We start from the raw sequence: 18,625 nt of genomic DNA, 5'->3' as shown, positions 1-18,625 counted from the left end.
GGTCTTATCTCCCCCTAGAACCGTGCGCGTACGCCGCCGAAGACGGCGCGGCGTTCCACGGGATAGAAGACGACGGATGCCGGTGTAGCCGTTATGGCCGCACTGATATCGCCGACGGCTTTCTCGTTCAGAAGATTTCGGGCGTCGAGGAAAAGGTCGATCCCATCGGTCACCGTTGCTCCGGCTGATAGACCGACCAGCGCATAGCCATCGGTTCTCAAAGAGTTGGTGTAGTCCACCCACGCACCTTGCGGCACCCACTCCACATTGGGCGCAACATGTATCCTGTCGGTTCCGAGACGCAGTTCCGCACGATAGACATGGCGCGGTACCACCGGCAGCCGATTATCGCCGTATTGTGCATCATCCTTGAAGCGGAAGTCGCTGTACTGGTACACCTGCCGCAGCTTGGCCCATTCCCCCACATCGATGGAGAGCGCCGCCTCGATGCCCTGGTGGAGGGTTTCATCGGCGTTGAAAGTCGATGCAGGGATATCTGGTCCGACATTGAATTGCAGCAACTCGCCGCGAATGTCCGCGCGATAGGCGGCCACATCCCATTCGGCGATCCCCGCACGCCCCCGAGTTCCGACTTCAAAGCTCCACGCCTTCTGTGGATCGAGATTCACGAAGCTTGCCACCTGCGCCAGTTCGATGAAGCCGGGAAATTCTACCGACCGGCTGTAATTGGCGAACAGCTGTATGCCGTCGGCCGGTTCGTACAGCACGCCAAACTTGGGTGAAAACGCGTTGAAGTCTGCCGAGCCGGTGACGTCGGTGGCCCCGCCGGCAAAACTGTCGAAGAGAAGATGTTGTTCGCGCTGGCCATCGGCATAGATACCGCCCGCAATGAGCTGGAGTCGGTCGACTGGACGGAAGCGGAATTCGCCATAGATGTTGGCGGTCCGCGCTTCCTGCTTGGCTTCGAAAGTCTTTGCTCCGCGTTCGCCGTCGATGTTGACGAAGCGTCTTGAATCGACGTCGCCGAAACGCGCCTCCCCGCCAAGCGTCAGTTCGAATGGACCGGCCGCATAATCGAACCGTGCATAGGCTCCGCGATCTACGGATTTCTGGTCCACGACCTGAAAGATCGGGTGGTGGAGCGACTTGGCATTGATAAACACGCCGGCGTCGAGCTGGCCGTCGGCGAAGCTGAACCGGGTGCGGTTTTGCAGTCGCAGAGAGTCGATGTCACGCGCCTGATCGTTGACGAAATTGCCGGTTTTCGGTGCCGTCAGCGCGGTCGGCAGGTCGAGCGCGCCGGGAAGTTCCTGATCGATCCGGTTGATACTGGCATAGGTGCGGTTCTCTACGCCATCGGCGATCTGCAACCCGACATTGCCGTGAAAGCGCAGGCTTTCGCGATGGGCATGGTCCCGGTCGCCGTTGGAGTGATCGTAGCTGACAGCGGCCCACACATCGCCAGCGCCGCTCGCTGCGCCGTATGAGGCCAAGCCGCGCCAGGTGTTGAAGCTGCCGGTGTCGGCGCGCAGGTACATGCCACTGGCCGTCATGCCGGTGGGTGTCACACCATTGATCGCTCCTCCAAGCGTGCCCGACCCGAAGCGCAACGCGTTGGCGCCGCGATATACTTCGAGATAGTCGAAGAAAATCGGCTCCAGTTCCTGGAAGTCGCCATTGTCATCTGCGAGATTGATCGGAACGCCATCCTGCAGCAGCGTGATGCCGCGCATGTGATAACCGCGCGAAAGACCCGAGCCCCGGATCGAGATGCGAACCTCCTGGCCGTAACGGGGCTGGAGATAGACGCCGGGCGAGAAGGCAAGCGCATCGCGCAGGCTCACCAGCGACTTGTCGGCATAGTCTTCATGCGTGACGACATCGGCGCCACCCGGCGTGGCATCGGCGCGCCGCTTGGCTTCGCTCGACGCATGCTGACCGGTCACGATGATCGTACGGTCCGACTCGCCAGCGGCATCGCTTTCGGATGTCTCGGCATAAGCGGGCGCGGCCACGGCGAAGGTTGCCGTCCCAAGGACGAAAATAGAAGATTTCACGGTAATTCCCCTGCTGCGCGGTGCGGCTCGGCGCACGCATTCCCGCGCAATTGATCTGAAAGTTTACGGGTTCAGATCGAGGCCGGTGGTCCGCGCAAGGGCGGGCGGAGGTAGGGAATGGGCGCAACGGGCAGGCGGCCAAGCGGCGCCAGACCCAGCAGAATGATCGCTGCCAGCGCAATCGCGAGCAGTACAGGCGGTATGCCGCCGAGCAAGGGCTGGGCGAGGGAGGAAAACGCGCAATGCGTATCTTTCGCGTCCGGTGAATGCCGGCTTTCGTCCGCGTCGGCCTTCATGGGAATGGCAATGGTAGCGAGGCTGCGCTCGCCGGTACCGCCATGGCAGATGGAAACCTCGACCAGCTTTTCGGTCGAAGGCGCGATCATGTACCCGGCAGGGATCGCAGCCCGGACGCAGAACGCCAGAACCAGCAGCAGCATCAAGAGATAGCGGTGGTCTTCAACCAGGCCGCGAGCGCGTTTCATGGCGGCCCCATATGCAATCGAAGGTCCGTTGTCAGCACCTATCGCGCAGCGCGTGTTCTCAGCCGCCCGTGGCGCTCATATGGCGTGTAAGGGCAGGCTCGGCGCGGTCTATGTCGAAGTCGTGACGGAGGGGTTTGCCGGCCAGCAGACGATCAAGGGCATCGTCCAGGGTGCCGGGACCTTCTGCGCGCAGGATTTCGCGCAGTTCGACCTTCTGATCGTGGCCGAGGCATCCGTAAACCGTGCCTGTGGCGGCGATCCGGATGCGGTTGCAGCCCGAGCAGAAATTGTCGCTCAGCGGGGTGATGAAACCGATACGGGTGCCGGTTTCGGCAACGTCGAAATAACGAGCCGGGCCGCCGGTGCGGTGGATGGATGGGGAAAGGGTAAAGCGCTCTTGCAGCAGCTTACGCACTTCGGTCAGATCGAGATGGGTCGACTTGCGGTCGACGGAGACGTCACCGAGCGGCATGGCTTCGATCATCGCAAGATCGAAGCCGCGTTCACCGCACCATGCGAGCAAGGCGGGCAGTTCGCCGTCGTTCACGCCGCGCATCGCTACCGTGTTGATGCGCACGGCGAGGTCGGCGCTGCGCGCCGCGTCGATGCCGCGCATGACTTTGTCGAATTCGTCGCGCCGGGTCAGCTCTGCAAAGCGTGCCGGATCGAGCGTGTCGAGGCTGACGTTGATCCGGCGGATGCCGGCGGCAGCCAGATCGGCGGCCAGTTCGGGCAGCAGCGTTCCATTGGTCGTCAGCGTGACTTCGTCCAGTCCGTGTTCGCGCAGATTTGTGAGGCGGGAGACGAGATCGACGATGCCCTTGCGGACGAGAGGTTCGCCGCCGGTGAGGCGGATACGCTTTACGCCGCGGCCGACGAGGTGGAGGGCGAGGCGTTCGATTTCGTCGAAAGTGAGCAGATCCCGGCGCGGCATGAACTGCATGTCCTCGGCCATGCAATAGGTGCAGCGCAGGTTGCAGCGGTCCGTCACCGAGAGGCGGACGTAGTTGATCCGGCGTCCAAATGCATCGTGCATGGCGACGCCCCTACACGGTGCAGGGCCATCCCGAAACGGAAATAGTGGACCCTACACCAGAAATCACATGTCAATCATACGTTTGATTGTCAGGCCGAACGACGCATTCGCCCGAACAGTGCAGGGAAAGGCTCCAGCGAGCGGGCCTTGCCCATTGCTTCGGCAACCGTCGGCGGAATGGAGATTTCCGCCGCATGCGGCTGTCCTTCGCTGAGACCGACGGCAATCGTGTAACTGCCGGGATCGATGACAAACCGGCCGTTGCGTTCGAACCGGCCGAGCTGGTTGCCGCCCAGTTCGAAAAGCAGGCGACGATTTTCGCCGGGCAGCAGCGATATCTGCTGGAAGTCCGCCAGTTCCGAGGGGCCGCGGTCCCGCGATGCAGGACGCTTGAGATAGACCTGCACGGTTTCCTGCCCTTCGCTGTCCCCGGTGTTGTAGAGGACGGTGCTGGCGATGAGGCGATCATGGCTCAGTTCGATGCTGTAATCTTCCAGCTCGAATTGCGAGAAGCCCAGACCGTGCCCGAAGGGAAGGCCAATCCGGCCCTTGTCGATGAGGGCGACGGGCAGGCGTCCGCGCGGGGCGAACGCGCCGGTCAGAACCAGAGCGATAGCGTGGCCCGACGCGCTGCCCAGCTGGCCCGCATGCAGGACGCAGGGCAGCTTGTGCCCACTCACATCGGGATCGAGCGGGCGCGAACCGAGCGTGACCAGAACGAGGTTCTTGTTGGCGGCGTGCAGTGCATCGAGCAGGGCCTGTGCCGCTTCGCCGAGACTGTCGGTTTCGCCGAGCGCCATAATGACCGTTTCCGATCGGCGCGCTGCTTCGCTTGCCATGCCGATGGCCATCCGGTCGGCATTGACCAGCTTGCCCGATTGCGAGCGTTCCCCTTCATCGCGAAGGGCGAGGCCCGGAACATATTTATAGCGCAGACCGAGGCCATCGAGGCCGTCGAGAAGGCTTGCCCCGTCCGCCATCGCATCGCCCATGGAAAGGGAGCGCTCAGCGGCCGCCGTACCCACCACTAGGATGTCGTGCGGCCCCGAATCTAGCGGGAGCACCGCCGGTTCATTGCGCAGCAGCACGATCGAATGCAGCGCTGCATCGAGCGCGACGGCACGCGGGTCGAGCGGCGCGGGAGCCGGCATTGCCGGGCTGCGATCCGCGCGGCCATGCGAGCGGAACAGGCCAAGATCGTATTTTGCCCCGAGCACCCGGCGAACCGCGTCGTCGACCTGCAACTGCGTGATGCGCCCGGCCCGGAAGGCGGCCATCACCGCATCGACCGAGAGGCCGATATAGGGGCCGCGCCGATCGTCCTGACCGGCCGCGCGGGCGATGGCGGCCCATTCGGAAAGGTCGATGCCTTCATACCCGCCCGGCCCGCCGATGGAGAAGGCAGGATCGTCCGCGCCCGCAATATCGAGCGCGTACTGGGTTGCCGGGTCGAGCGCCACACTGGCAGGGGTCGAGATGCCCAGAATGCCCGCAACGAGGCGGAATTTATCGATTATGGCGTCGGGCATGCGGCGATCGGTCCAGGACGGATCGTCGACCCGCAGGCAAGCCAGCGAGCCGCCGCTTTCATCATCGTCGTTTTCCAGCCCGCGTACGGTGGCCGCAGCAAGAGTGCGCGCCAGGAATTCCGATGCGCCCCAAGTGGCGGCGCCATTGCGGTCGGCCGACAGATGGCTGAGCACGACATCGGGGCCGAGCAGCCAGTTCTTGCCCGTTTCACGCGCTTCGTCGGCGACGACCGCGGCTGCGCGTTCGACGATGTCGGGCGACCAGCTTGCTGCCAGAGCGAAGGGACTGGGCATGACGACGGCGTCCCCGCGGCTCACCTCGTCTGCAAAGAGCAGCGGGATGCCGAGCCGGGTTTCTTCGACCGCAATACGCCGGAAGGTGGCACTTTCGACCTGCGACGCGCTGCCGATAAGGCCGCCGAGATGGCCGCGCTTCAACTGATCGCGGATGTGCCGGATGTCCTGCGGATCGTCGGAAGTGGGCAGCGGGCGCAGCACCAGCTGACCGATCTTTTCCTCCATCGACATGATGTCGAGCAGGTCTTCGACGAAGCGTTCGCGCTTTGCGCCATGGTCGGTTGGGCGGAGTGCCATAGCCAACCGGTTTCGGCTCTAATGGTAAATATCAGGTTTGGATTTGAGATTTCGTCGCTCGCCCGGCTCATTTCGGCGCCTGGCCATGGAAGCGATTTACAGATATAAAAATATCTTTATATCCATTTCATCATGCGGACCGAGACCATCTTCAGGGCCCTTGCCGATCCCACGCGCCTGCGGATCATGCGCCTGCTGGGTTCGATGGAACTTGCCGTAGGCGAGGTGGCCCAGGTGCTGGGGCAAAGCCAGCCGCGCGTTTCGCGTCATATCGGGATATTGTGCGACGCCGGTCTGGCAGAGCGGCGCCGCGAAGGCAGCTGGGTATTCCTGCGCGCCTGCGCCAATACCAACGATGCCCCGCCGCTGAGCACGGCAATCGCCGACCTGCTGGTGAAAGCGGAAGCCAGCGATTCGCAGTTCGCCGAGGAATGCGAACTGGACCGGCGGCGGCTTGCGGAAATTCGCGAGCACCGCGAAAACGAGGCGCAGGCCTATTTTTCCGATCACGCCCATGACTGGGACGAATTGCGCCGGATGCATTCATCGGACGAAGCGGTCGAAAAAGCGCTGACCCTTGCGCTGGGCGATATGCCGATGGGGCGCCTGCTGGATATCGGGACGGGTACGGGCCGCATGGCGGAACTGTTCGCGGAACGGGCAGAGCGGATCGTAGCGCTCGACAAGAGCCTGGCCATGCTGCGGGTGGCGCGGGCCAAGCTGCATCATTTTCCGACCGAGCGCGTGGAACTGGTTCAGGGCGATTTCGGATCGCTTCCCTTCCCGGCTGCCAGTTTCGACACGGTGCTGTTCCATCAGGTGCTGCATTTTGCGCAAGCGCCCGGCGCCGTCCTGATGGAAGCCGCGCGCGTCACCCGACCCGAAGGCCGCATCGCGATCGTCGATTTCGCCGCACACCAGCGCGAGGAACTGCGCGACAGGCATGCCCATGCGCGCCTCGGTTTCGAAGACGGGCAGATGCGTACCCTGCTGCATGAAGCGGATTTCGAACCGGCCGATCCGATTGCCCTGGAAGACGGCGAACTCGTGGTGAAAATCTGGATTGCGCAGCGGCGCATCCAAAGCAGGAAGGCAGCAGTGTGAGCCCGACCCTTGACCAGATGCGCGAAGCACAGCGCGCATTGGAAGCCCCGCTTTTTTCCGGCCTGCCCGGCGATATCGAGGTGAGCTTCGAATTCTTTCCGCCAAAGAGCGACAAGATGGGCGAGACCCTGTGGCAGAGCGTGGAAACGCTTGCGCCGCTGGGCCCGCGTTTTGCCAGCGTTACCTATGGCGCAGGCGGGTCGACGCGCGAACGCACGCACCAGCAGGTGGTGCGGATCCAGAACGAGGCCGGCATTCCGGCCGCCGCGCATCTGACCTGTGTCGAGGCGACGCGCGAGCAGGTGGACGACGTCGCCCGCCATTACTGGGAAGAAGGCATCCGCCACATCGTCGCCCTGCGCGGCGATCCGCCCGACGGACAATCGCGTTATTCGGCGCATCCCGGCGGTTATGCCAATGCCGCCGAACTGATCGCGGGCCTGAAGAAAGTGGCCGATTTCGAAATTTCCGTCGCGGCCTATCCCGAAGTTCACCCGGATTCGTCCGACCGGAAGGCCGATCTCGACAATCTGAAGGCGAAATTCGATGCCGGCGCGACGCGGGCCATCACGCAGTTCTTTTTCGAGCCGGAATGTTTCTTCGATTTCCGCGATCAGGCGGCAGCGGCCGGCATCAAGGGCGAGATCGTGCCGGGCATCATGCCGGTGATGAGCTTTGCCGCCGTGCAGCGCATGTCGGGTCTGTGCGGCACCGCCATCCCGCACTGGATGGAAGGCCTGTTCGAAGGCCTCGACGAACGTCCGGAGGCGCGCCAGTTGGTGAGCGCCACGATCGCTGCCGAGATGTGCCGCCGCCTTTATGCAGGCGGGGTGCGCCAGTTCCATTTCTACACCTTGAACCGCGCCGAGCTGAGCTATGCGATCTGCCACATGCTCGGCCTGCGTCCGAAGGCCTGACCATGACCAAACGCGAAGAATTCGAAGCCGCTGCCAAGCAGTTCATCCTGATCAAGGACGGGCCATACGGTACGGCGATCCAGCGCGCGAAACTGGCGCCGGAGGACTATGCAGGCGATACCGGGCTGGCGGACGACCAGAAAGGCAATAACGATCTGGTCAATCTGACCCAGCCGCAGGTGATCCGCACGATCTGCGACAGTTATATCGATGCCGGCGCGCATATCCTGGCGACCAATACCTTCAACGCCAACCGCATCAGCCAGGCCGATTACGGGGCCGAGGGACTGGTGCGCGACATCAATATATCGGCAGCGCGGATCATCCGCGAAGCGATCGATGCGCGTAACGATGGCGTGCCGCGCTTCGTTGCCGGGGCGGTGGGGCCGACCAACAAGACGCTGTCGCTGTCGCCCGACGTGGAAGACCCGGGCTTCCGCGAGGTGACCTTCGACGAGATCGTGGACGTTTACCGCGAACAATGCGCCGCACTGGTCGAGGGCGGAGCCGATTTCATCCTGATCGAAACCGTGTTCGACACGCTGAACTGCAAGGCGGCCATCATGGCGGTCAAGCAGCTCGAGCGCGAACTGAACCGCGACATTCCGCTGATGATATCGCTGACGCTGACCGATCTTTCGGGCCGCAACCTGTCGGGCCATACGGTGGAGGCGTTCTGGTACACGGTGAGCCACGCCAAGCCGCTGACCATCGGCCTCAACTGCAGTTTCGGCGCCGAACAGCTTCGCCCGCATGTACAATTGCTGTCCGACATCGCCGACAGCTGGCTGATGGCCTATCCCAATGCCGGTCTGCCCAACGATCTGGGCGAATATGACGAGATGCCCGAAACGACGGCGGCGCTGACCCGCGTCTGGGCCGAAAACGGGCGCATCAATGCGCTGGGCGGCTGCTGCGGATCGACGCCTGCGCATATCGCGGCCATGGCCAAAGCGGTCGAAGGGCTGGCCCCGCGCAAGCGCCCGAGCCGCAATCCCGAAATGCATTTGGCCGGGCTCGAGCCGTTCACGATCGCGGCATGACCGGGTTCGACGCCAGCAAAGTGGTCATCCGGGAGGCCGGGGCAGCGGACGCGGGCCGCCTGTCGCTGGTGGCCGATGCCACGTTTCTGGAAACCTTTGCCGGCATGATCAGCGGCGAGGCGCTGGTCGCGCATTGCGAACGGGCACATGCGCCGGATTATCTGCACCAGCTGCTGGCGGCAGGGGCAAAGGCCTGGCTGGCCGAACTGGACGCGGCGCCGATCGGTTATGCGCTGGTCAACCGGCCCGAACTGGACGCGGCGGAACCCGGCGACATCGAATTGAAGAAAATCTACCTGCTGTCGCGTTTCCACGGCAGCGGCATTGCCGGGCGGCTGTTCGAGGCGGCGCTGGCCGGGGCAGCAGGCCACGACCGCCTGCTGCTGGGCGTGAAGCAGGACAACGAGCGGGCCATCGGTTTCTACAGGAAGCAGGGCTTCGAACAGATCGCCACGCGTCGTTTCGACGTGGGCGGAACCTTTTATGACGATGTCGTGCTGGCGCGCGCACTCGACCGGACTTTGAGATCATGAGCAACAAATCCACCGCCCGGTTCGTCAACATCGGCGAACGCACCAATGTGACCGGATCCGCCCGGTTCAAGAAACTGATCATGGCGGACGATTACGAAACCGCCGTCGAAGTCGCGCGCGAGCAGGTGGAAAACGGTGCGCAGGTGATCGACGTCAACATGGACGAAGGCCTGCTGGACGCCGAAAAGGCGATGACGACCTTCCTCAAGCTGATCGCCGCAGAACCCGACATCGCACGGGTCCCGGTGATGATCGACAGTTCCAAATGGAGCGTGATCGAGGCCGGACTGAAATGCGTATCGGGCAAGCCGATCGTCAATTCCATCAGCATGAAGGAAGGCGAGGACGCGTTTCTGGACCATGCGCGCAAATGCATGGATTACGGGGCCGCAGTCGTCGTCATGGCGTTCGACGAGACGGGCCAGGCCGATACGAAGGAGCGCAAGGTCGAAATCTGCGCGCGGGCTTACGACCTGCTGACGGACATCGGCTATCCGCCCGAGGACATCATCTTCGACCCCAACATTTTCGCCGTGGCGACCGGTATCGAGGAGCATGACCGTTATGGCCTCGACTTCCTCGAGGCGGTGGCGGAAATCAAGGCGCGCTGCCCCCATGCGAAGACGAGCGGGGGCCTCTCCAATCTGAGCTTCAGCTTCCGCGGCAACGAGACCGTGCGCCGCGCGATGCATTCGGTGTTCCTCTATCACGCGATCCCTGCCGGGCTCGACATGGCGATCGTCAACGCCGGGCAGCTGGACGTTTACGACCAGATCGACCCGGTGCTGCGTGAGGCCTGCGAGGACGTGATCCTGATGCGCCGTTCCGATGCGACGGAACGGCTGATCGATCTGGCCGAAAGCTACAAGGGCAAGAGCGCGGCCGACGAAAAGGCGGCCGAGGAATGGCGCGGCTGGGAAGTGGGCCGCAGGCTGGAACATGCGCTGGTCAAGGGGATCGACGCGCATGTCGTCGCCGATACCGAAGAAGCGCGCCAGCAATTCGCGCGGCCCATCGAGGTGATCGAAGGCCCGCTGATGGACGGCATGAATGTCGTCGGCGACCTGTTCGGCAGCGGCAAGATGTTCCTGCCGCAGGTGGTCAAATCGGCCCGCGTCATGAAGAAGGCGGTGGCGCATCTCATCCCCTTCATCGAGGCGGAAAAGGAAGCGGGCGCCCGCGCGAAGGGCAAGATCATCATGGCCACGGTCAAGGGCGACGTGCACGACATCGGCAAGAACATCGTCGGCGTGGTCCTGCAGTGCAACGGATATGAAGTGATCGACCTCGGCGTGATGGTGCCGTGGGCCAGGATCCTTGAAGCCGCTAACGAAAACGATGCGGACATGATCGGCCTGTCGGGCCTGATCACCCCCTCGCTCGACGAGATGGTGACCGTTGCGGAAGAGATGAAGGCGGCCAACATGACCATGCCGCTGCTGATCGGCGGAGCGACCACCAGCAAGGTGCACACCGCGCTGCGGATCGATCCGGCCTATCCCGGGCCGGTCATCCACGTTCTCGACGCCAGCCGCGCGGTGGGTGTGGCGAGCCGGCTGCTGTCGGATACGCAGTGCGAGGAATTCGTGTCGACCACCGCAGCGGACTATGCCCATGTGCGCGATGCGCGGGCGGGCAAGGGGCAGAGCGAATTGCTCAGCCTGGAAGATGCGCGGGCGAATTTCTACGATGCCTATCTGTCGGACAAGGCCGCGCCGCCGCTGCAGCCGGGCACGCATGTGTTCGAGGAATGGGACCTTGCCGAACTGCGCGACTATTTCGACTGGACGCCCTTCTTCCGCGCCTGGGAACTGCACGGGACCTACCCCAAGATCCTCGACGACGAAGTGGTTGGCGAAAGCGCGCGCAGCCTGAAGGCGGATGCCGATGCCATGCTGGAGCGGATCATTGCGGAAAAATGGCTCACCGCCCGCGGCGTCGCCGGCTTCTGGCCCTGCGCACGCGATGGCGACGATGTCACCATTCACGATCCCGATGGCGAAACGCACACGGTGCTGCCGTTCCTGCGCCAGCAGGTGAAGAAGAGCCGGGACAGGGCGAGCATGTGCCTAGCCGATTTCATCGACCCGGCGGGCGACTGGATGGGCGGTTTTGCGGTCGGCATCCACGGGATCGAGGAGCATTCGAAGCGCTTCCTTGCGGACAAAGACGATTATTCCGACATTCTGCTGAAAGCGCTGGCCGACCGGTTTGCCGAGGCCTTTGCCGAGCGGCTGCACCAGCATGTCCGTTCGGAACTATGGGGATATGCGCCGCAGGAACAGCTGACCAACGAGGCGCTGATCAAGGAGAAATACCGCGGCATCCGCCCGGCGCCCGGCTATCCCGCCTGTCCCGACCACAGCCTCAAGCCGATGCTGTTCGACCTGCTCGATGCCGAAGCCAATACCGGGATCACGCTGACCGAGAATTTCGCCATGTATCCCACCGCGGCGGTGAGCGGGTTCTATTTCGCCCATCCCGAGGCGCAGTATTTCGGCGTGGCCCGCATCGGGCGCGATCAACTGGAAGACTATGCGCAGCGGCGCGGCGTCGATATGGCGACTGCCGAGCGATGGCTGCGACCCAATCTGGACTGACCGCGCTCCCCAGGGGGAGGCTGGTGCTGATCGGCGGGAGCATATTGCTCGCCGTCTGGCTGCTCCTGCTGTTGCTCGTTCCCTACGATGCCGACCTGCTGCGCAGGCTGTGGTTCCTGCCCGGCATCGGTGTGATCGGGGCGATCATCGCGAATACGTCGGGCACTGGCGGGGGCGTGGTCTTCGTGCCGGTGTTCAATGCGCTTCGCGAATGGTCGGTCATGGACCTGCAACCGCTGCAGGTCGTCGGCGTATCGATGGCGATCCAGAGCTTCGGCATGACCATGGGCGCTTTGCGCTGGACCAACCGGCTTTATCACCAACCAGAACCGGCGCCGCTTCACGCACGGGTCGCCCCGCGCGATTTCTTTACCGTCGCGCTGGCGGTCCTTGCCCTGTCGCTTCCCGCGATGCTGCTGACGCAAAGGCTGACGGCATTCGATCAGCATGCGGTGCTGATGGGTTACAAGGCGTTTTCGATCCTGCTCGGCCTGGCGCTGATCGCCTCCACATGGACGGTCAATCTCGCCCGGCCGGAACGCGGGACGCTGCAGCGCGGCGATCTCATGGTGCTCATCCTGCTGGCCATTCCCGGCGGCATCCTGACGGCGCTGTTTTCGGTGGGGGTGGGAGAGCTGGTCGCGCTCTATCTCTTTATCCGCCATTATCCCGTGCTGCTGTGCACCGGTGCCGCGTGCCTCATTTCGTCTGTCAGCGTGATCGCGGGCTCGGTCTGGCATATCGGCGCCGGCACGATCCAGTGGGAGGTCGTCCTGCTGGCGGGGCCCGCCGCTGCGGTCGGCGGGTTTTTTGCCCGCCCGATCGCCCTGTGGCTGGGCGCGCGCCGGCTCAAGACGCTGGACGGGGCATGGATCGTCGCATCGGCGGCATATTTGCTGTGGCTGAACCGTATTTGATGCAGCTGGGCGATTGACCGTCACCGCCGAATATCGCAGTGCAACAGGCGTCGGCTGCAGAGGCGATTCTGCGGCAGGCGCGTACGGGAGAGTTCGGGTGGCGGCGTCCATCCGGCGCCGAAGGAGCAACCGCCCCGGAAACTCTCAGGCTAAACGGACCGTGCGCACCATCGACACTCTGGAAAGCGTCTCCGCTCCGGCGGGGGCCACCGAAGGGGTAAGCGCACCCATTAGTGCGTCAGTCTCTCAGGTTTCCCGACAGAGGGGGCATGGGTTTTCTTAGCGCACCTTTGCGGGGCGCACCCATGCTTTGCGAAGGACGGGACTTGAGCGACGATACTGACGATACCATTGCCGAAACCGAAACGCTGCCGCTGGATGCATGGCATCGCCGCAAGGGCGCGCGCATGGTGCCGTTTGCCGGCTATTACATGCCGATCCAGTTCGACGGGATCGTGTCCGAACACAACTGGACCCGCAACCAGGCAGGCCTGTTCGACGTGAGCCACATGGGCCAGATCATGGTCACCGGCGAAAAGGCGGCCGAAGAGCTGGAAAAGCTCCTCCCCGGAGCGATTGCATCGCTGAAGCCGGGCAAGGTGCGCTATTCGCTGCTGCTGGACGAAGATGGCGGCATACTCGACGATCTGATGGTCACCAATGCCACGCCCTGGATCGAAGGTGACGCGGATGCAGGCGAGGAAGGTCACTGGGGCGAGCCTGCCTATTATCTCGTCGTCAACGGTGCGACCAAGTGGGAAGACATCGGCCACCTGCGCGAGTTCATCGACGACGATGTCACGCTCACCCACATGGACGAACACGCGCTCATCGCGCTGCAGGGCCCCAGTGCCGCAACCGCGCTGAACCGCGTCATGCGCAATGTCATCGACGACATGGTCTTCATGGAAAGCGTGACGCACGAGTTCGGCGAATGGCCGCTGCGCATCACGCGTTCCGGCTATACCGGCGAGGACGGGTTCGAGATATCTGTCCCGGCAGAATTCGCTGAAAGCCTGGCCGATCGCCTGTGCGCGGAAATCGAAGTGCGGCCCATCGGCCTTGGCGCACGCGACAGCCTGCGGCTCGAAGCCGGCCTTCCGCTTTATGGCCACGACATTACGACCGATACCGACCCGGTGTCTGCCGACCTCGGTTTCGCGCTGACCAAGAAACGCCGCGAGCAAGGCGGCTGGATGGGGCACGAAGAGGTCATGCAGGTGCTGGAAAACGGCCCTGCGCAAAAGCGTGTCGGCCTTGCCATCGACGGGCGGATGCCTGCCCGTGAAGGCGCGCCGATCTATTCGGGCGACACACAAGTCGGCCGGATCACTTCGGGCGGTTTTTCGCCCACGCTCGAGCGGCCCATTGCCATGGGATACGTCGACACCGCGCTCGCCGCCGAGGGAACCGAACTCGAAGTCGAGGTTCGTAACAAGAGATTGCCAGCGAAGGTCACCAAGCTGCCCTTCGTCCCACACCGCTATCACAGAGGAAACTGACCGATGGCCCGTTACTTCACCGATGAACATGAATGGATCGACGTCGAGGGCGAAACCGCCACTGTCGGCATCACGGATTACGCACAAGGCCAGCTGGGCGATATCGTCTTCGTCGAATTGCCGGATGTCGGCACCGTGATCGACAAGGGCAAGGATGCCGCCGTAGTCGAAAGCGTCAAGGCCGCCAGCGACGTCTACGCCCCCATCAGTGGCGAGGTCATGGAAACCAATGCCGCGCTCGAAGACGATCCGGCGCTGGTGAACACCTCGCCCGAAGAAGATGGCTGGTTCTTCAAGATGACCATTGGCGACAGATCGCAATTCGACGGTCTGATGGACGAGGCCGCCTACAAGAGCTTCTGCGACGGATTGTAACCGCCCTCCCGGCGCGAGCCGGGATCGCCCGGCTGCCACGCCGGACATAGCTGCACGAGATCCCAGGCTTTGCCGGGATGACGGGACTTTGAAATGCGCTACCTACCCCTGACCGATACCGATCGTTCGGCAATGCTGGACGTGATCGGCGCACCGGACATCGATGCCCTGTTCGCCGATGTACCCGAAGAGGCCCGCCTTTCCGGACCGATCGAGGGCCTGCCGATGCATGCCAGCGAGATGGCCGTCGAAAAGCATATGCGGCGGTTGTCGAAGAAGAATCTGGCGGCATCGGATGCGGCCTTTTTCCTGGGGGCGGGGGCTTACAAGCACCACATCCCCGCGAGCGTCGATCACATCATCCAGCGCGGCGAGTTCCTGACCGCCTACACGCCCTATCAGCCGGAAATCGCGCAGGGCACGCTGCAGATGCTGTTCGAGTTCCAGAGCCAGGTTGCGCGGCTTTACGGGTGTGCGGTGGCCAATGCATCCATGTACGACGGTTCGACCGCGTGCTGGGAAGCGGTCGCCATGGCGGGCCGCGTGGCGCGCGGCAAGAAGCGCAAGGTGGTGCTTTCGGGCGCACTACACCCGCACTACGCGGAAGTCGTGCGGACCATGGCGAAGTTCACCGACGACGAGATCGCCGGTGCCCCGCCGAGCCTGACCGCCAAGCCCGACGATGATGGCCTGATTGCCCGCATCGATTCCGATACGAGCTGTGTCGTGGTGCAATATCCCGACATTCTCGGGCGTCTGCCGGACCTCGCGAAGATTGCCGCAGCCGCGCATGACAAGGGGGCCCTGCTGATTGCAGTCAATACCGAACCTGTCGCACTGGGGGCAATCAAGTTGCCGGGCGAACTGGGGGCGGACATCGTGGTCGGCGAAGGCCAGGCGATCGGCGTGGGCCTGCAGTTCGGCGGCCCTTACCTCGGCCTGTTTGCCGTGCGCGATGAAAAGCATGTGCGCATGATGCCGGGGCGCCTGTGCGGCGAAACGGTAGATGCGGAGGGCAAGCGCGGCTTCGTGCTTACCCTGTCCACCCGCGAGCAGCATATCCGCCGTGAAAAGGCGACCAGCAACATCTGCACCAATTCGGGCCTCTGCGCGCTGGCGTTCAACGTCCACATGACACTGCTTGGCGAAAAGGGCCTGCGCCGGCTGGCGATGGAAAACCATCGCCTGGCGTGCCTCGCCGCGGACCGGCTGGCCAAGGTGCCCGGCGTGACGGTGCTGAACGATACCTTCTTCAACGAATTCACAGTCCTTCTCGGCACCGATGCGCGCACGGTCGTGCGTCAACTGGCCGATGACGGCGTTCTTGCAGGCGTGTCGCTCGGCCGCCTGTTCCCGGGAAGCGGGAATCTGGCAAACGGACTGCTGGTCGCCGTCACTGAAACCACCACCGAGGAGGACATCGAAACGCTTGCCTCCGCACTCGAGGAGGTGCTGGCATGAGCACGCCCAATGCATCGGGCTGGAAGCCCGGCACACCCGTCGAAGGCCATAACGCGATGAGCGGTCCCGATACGGCCACCGGCAATCGCGCGCTGATGCTGGAAGAGCCGCTGCTGTTCGAGATCGGCCATGTCGAGACGACCGGTGTGGACCTGCCGGAGCCCGGGAACGGGGCGAACCGGCTTGGCGGTTTCGAGCGGAGCGAGGCGATCGGCCTGCCGGGCCTGTCCGAACCGGAAACCGTCCGTCATTACACGCGCCTGTCGCGGCAGAATTACGCGATCGACCTCGGTCTTTTTCCGCTGGGCTCGTGCACGATGAAGCACAATCCGCGGCTCAACGAAAAGATCGCGCGCATGCCGGGCTTTGCCGACGTGCATCCGCTGCAGCCAGTCGACACGGTGCGCGGTGCGCTCGAAGTCATCAATGAACTCGCTCACTGGCTCATCGATCTTACCGGCATGCACGCCGTCGCCATGAGCCCCAAGGCGGGTGCCCATGGCGAATTGTGCGGCATTCTGTGCATTCGCGCCGCACTCGAAGCGCGGGGCGATGCGCGCGAGGTGATCCTGGTGCCGGAAAGCGCCCACGGGACCAATCCCGCGACCGCCGCCTTTGCCGGTTACAAGGTGGAAGACATTCCCGCGACCGCCGAAGGCCGCGTCGACCTGGAAGCGCTCAAGGCGCGGCTGGGCCCCGATGTCGCTGGCGTGATGATCACCAATCCGAATACGTGCGGCCTGTTCGAGCGCGACATGAAGGCGATCTCCGACGCAGTCCATGCGGCGGGCGGTTTCGTCTATTGCGATGGCGCGAACTTCAACGCCATCGTCGGCAAGGTCCGTCCCGGCGATCTCGGCGTGGATGCGATGCATATCAATCTGCACAAGACCTTTTCCACGCCGCATGGCGGCGGCGGCCCGGGCTCGGGCCCGGTGGTCCTTTCCGAAGCACTCGCTCCGTTCGGACCGCTGCCCTACACGGCGCGGACCAAGGACGGCGTCGTCCACCTCATCGAAGAAGAGGACGCGGAAGAGTTCGCCAAGGAACATTTCGGCGGGGCGCTGCAGCACTTCGGCCGGATGACCGCGTTTCATGGCCAGATGGGCATGTTCACGCGGGCGCTCGCCTATATCCTCAGCCACGGGGCGGACGGCTTGAAGCAGGTTGCCGAAGATGCCGTGCTCAACGCCAATTACATCCTGCGCAGCCTGGACGACGTGCTCGACGCGCCGTTCGGACCAAGCGGCCCGTGCATGCACGAGGCGTTGTTCAGCGATAAGGGCTTTGCAGAAGGTCTCTCCACGCTCGACCTGGCCAAGGCCATGATCGACGAAGGCTATCACCCGATGACCATGTATTTCCCGCTGGTCGTCCACGGGGCCATGCTGGTCGAGCCGACCGAAACGGAAAGCAAGGCGGCGCTGGACCAGTTCATCATGGCTTTGCGCAGTGTTGCCGAGCGCGCGAAAGAGGGCGACGAAAGCCTGAAGACCGCGCCGCATTACGCGCCGCGTCGCCGCCTCGACGAAACGCAAGCCGCGCGCAAGCCGGTGCTGGCCTGGAACGATCCCGATATGGCATGATGCTCCGGGGGCTGCCGCTAGCAGGCGGCGAGCCCGCGGGCATATCTTTGGACGTCGTCCCTTCCAGCACCGCGTCGATACAGCGCCCGGTCAGACTCTGGCGGATGGGGCGGCACGTCGGTGCGGCCTGAGTGTCAGGCCGTGGCGAGGCGTTTCATCAGCAGCTTTTCGGTGACGTGCAAACTGTGCTCATCGTTTACGGCGATCGCGCAGTAGCCGTGCTCCATCACGATCGGAACGAGTTCGAAGCCGTCGCGCTGCGACGCTTCGGCCATGCGGCCGGTATCCTTCGCAAACTCTCCGCCGCTGCACATGATCTGCGCCACGGAGAGTGCGCAGGCATCGGCGATCCAGTAGGTGTTGCAGGTCGAATATCTGCCTTCGGAGAATTCATAGCATCTCCCCTGCCTGTCCGGATCGACTGCGATCACGTCTTCCTCGCGGGCAATCGCGGAAGCAGCAGCGGCCTTGCTCGCGATGGCCTTGTCGGCAAACTCGGTGAAGTCCCGGGGTAGCCACAGGCAGTTGTCTGCTGTCGTGATCAGGATCGGATAGCTCGCGCCATCGGCGCCTGCGGACATGCTGTCGACCATGTCGAACGCTTCTGGCGTGAACGCCAGCCGTCCTTTATCGACCAGCTTTGCAATCGATGGAATGGCTGCGATTTCATCGGCCTCGCGTGCGGCGATGCGCATTCCGCCGATGCGCGGGCTCATGGCGGCATTCATGACAAGCCGCTCGATCATGGGCATCCCCTCGACGGGAACAAGGTATCTGTCAGACACGCCCGCGCGCTCGGCCAGCGGATCGAGCGCGGCGGAGCTTGCCCCGGCCACGATCAGGGCAGTGACCTTGCCATCGTAAACGCTGCTCATGCCAGCGCAGATAGGCGCGACGGTCATGGTTGTCACTGTACCGGCCCTCG

Annotated in this window: 15 protein-coding genes and 1 riboswitch; of the genes, 10 read left to right on the top strand and 5 right to left on the bottom strand. The window is 63.5% G+C overall.

The genetic code is table 11. The features are described 5' to 3' along the window. Positions 1-14: 14 nt before the first annotated feature. From K3177_RS09560 to K3177_RS09545, 4 genes are all read right to left on the bottom strand, one after another. The gene (locus tag K3177_RS09560) at positions 15-2,024 is read right to left on the bottom strand and encodes a TonB-dependent receptor family protein (RefSeq protein WP_420493672.1); all 2,010 of its coding nucleotides are present in this window, start codon (positions 2,022-2,024) and stop codon (positions 15-17) included. Between the two features lie 65 nt (positions 2,025-2,089). Then, positions 2,090-2,503, bottom strand: a complete 414-nt coding sequence (locus K3177_RS09555; protein ID WP_221598050.1) for a DUF2946 family protein — start codon at positions 2,501-2,503, stop codon at positions 2,090-2,092. Positions 2,504-2,561: 58 nt separating this feature from the next. After that, on the bottom strand, positions 2,562-3,539 hold the full coding sequence (moaA, locus tag K3177_RS09550) for a GTP 3',8-cyclase MoaA (RefSeq protein ID WP_221598049.1): 978 nt from the start codon (positions 3,537-3,539) through the stop codon (positions 2,562-2,564). A gap of 89 nt (positions 3,540-3,628) precedes the next feature. After that, positions 3,629-5,662, bottom strand: a complete 2,034-nt coding sequence (locus tag K3177_RS09545) for a glycoside hydrolase family 3 C-terminal domain-containing protein (protein ID WP_221598048.1) — start codon at positions 5,660-5,662, stop codon at positions 3,629-3,631. Between the two features lie 132 nt (positions 5,663-5,794). Here K3177_RS09545 and K3177_RS09540 point away from each other — a divergent pair, with 132 nt between their 5' ends. The 10 genes from K3177_RS09540 (at position 5,795) to gcvPB (ending at position 17,700) form a co-directional block, all read left to right on the top strand. Next, entirely contained in the window at positions 5,795-6,766 is a 972-nt protein-coding gene (locus K3177_RS09540) for an ArsR/SmtB family transcription factor (protein WP_221598047.1), read from the top strand. 17 nt (positions 6,767-6,783) lie between these two features. Then, positions 6,784-7,683, top strand: coding sequence for a methylenetetrahydrofolate reductase [NAD(P)H] (metF, locus tag K3177_RS09535; protein ID WP_173829945.1), 900 nt, complete (start codon positions 6,784-6,786; stop codon positions 7,681-7,683). 2 nt (positions 7,684-7,685) lie between these two features. After that, the gene (locus K3177_RS09530; RefSeq protein WP_103022369.1) at positions 7,686-8,726 is read left to right on the top strand and encodes a homocysteine S-methyltransferase family protein; all 1,041 of its coding nucleotides are present in this window, start codon (positions 7,686-7,688) and stop codon (positions 8,724-8,726) included. Beyond that, complete coding sequence (locus tag K3177_RS09525) at positions 8,723-9,259, top strand: GNAT family N-acetyltransferase (RefSeq protein ID WP_221598046.1); 537 nt, start codon at positions 8,723-8,725, stop codon at positions 9,257-9,259. The genes K3177_RS09530 and K3177_RS09525 overlap by 4 nt, the downstream gene beginning before the upstream one ends. Next, positions 9,256-11,859 carry a methionine synthase gene (gene metH / locus K3177_RS09520; protein WP_221598045.1) on the top strand — a complete coding sequence of 868 codons (2,604 nt, stop codon included), beginning with the start codon at positions 9,256-9,258 and terminating at the stop codon, positions 11,857-11,859. Before K3177_RS09525 ends, metH begins: the two co-directional genes overlap by 4 nt. Next, the gene (locus K3177_RS09515) at positions 11,835-12,776 is read left to right on the top strand and encodes a sulfite exporter TauE/SafE family protein (RefSeq protein WP_221598044.1); all 942 of its coding nucleotides are present in this window, start codon (positions 11,835-11,837) and stop codon (positions 12,774-12,776) included. Before metH ends, K3177_RS09515 begins: the two co-directional genes overlap by 25 nt. 74 nt (positions 12,777-12,850) lie before the next feature. Further along, a riboswitch (glycine riboswitch) is annotated at positions 12,851-12,947 on the top strand. 155 nt (positions 12,948-13,102) lie between these two features. Continuing rightward, positions 13,103-14,278: a glycine cleavage system aminomethyltransferase GcvT gene (gene gcvT / locus K3177_RS09510; protein WP_247714346.1), complete on the top strand. Its 1,176-nt coding sequence runs from the start codon at positions 13,103-13,105 to the stop codon at positions 14,276-14,278. A 3-nt stretch (positions 14,279-14,281) separates the two neighbouring features. Next, positions 14,282-14,653 carry a glycine cleavage system protein GcvH gene (gcvH, locus tag K3177_RS09505; RefSeq protein WP_221598043.1) on the top strand — a complete coding sequence of 124 codons (372 nt, stop codon included), beginning with the start codon at positions 14,282-14,284 and terminating at the stop codon, positions 14,651-14,653. Positions 14,654-14,746: 93 nt separating this feature from the next. Next, positions 14,747-16,114 (top strand): aminomethyl-transferring glycine dehydrogenase subunit GcvPA, encoded by a 1,368-nt coding sequence (gene gcvPA, locus K3177_RS09500; protein ID WP_221598042.1) that lies wholly within the window; start codon positions 14,747-14,749, stop codon positions 16,112-16,114. Continuing rightward, entirely contained in the window at positions 16,111-17,700 is a 1,590-nt protein-coding gene (gene gcvPB / locus K3177_RS09495) for an aminomethyl-transferring glycine dehydrogenase subunit GcvPB (protein WP_221598041.1), read from the top strand. Before gcvPA ends, gcvPB begins: the two co-directional genes overlap by 4 nt. Before the next feature lie 134 nt (positions 17,701-17,834). Here the strand turns inward: gcvPB and K3177_RS09490 are convergent, their stop codons facing one another. After that, positions 17,835-18,575: a hypothetical protein gene (locus tag K3177_RS09490; protein ID WP_221598040.1), complete on the bottom strand. Its 741-nt coding sequence runs from the start codon at positions 18,573-18,575 to the stop codon at positions 17,835-17,837. Between the last annotated feature and the right edge of the window lie 50 nt (positions 18,576-18,625).

Origin of the sequence: Qipengyuania pacifica (assembly GCF_019711555.1) — a bacterium.
In the GTDB taxonomy this organism is placed as follows: Bacteria; Pseudomonadota; Alphaproteobacteria; order Sphingomonadales; family Sphingomonadaceae; genus Qipengyuania; species Qipengyuania pacifica.
Note: the sequence above shows the minus strand (reverse complement) of the source record. Positions and strands in the feature narration are given on the sequence as shown.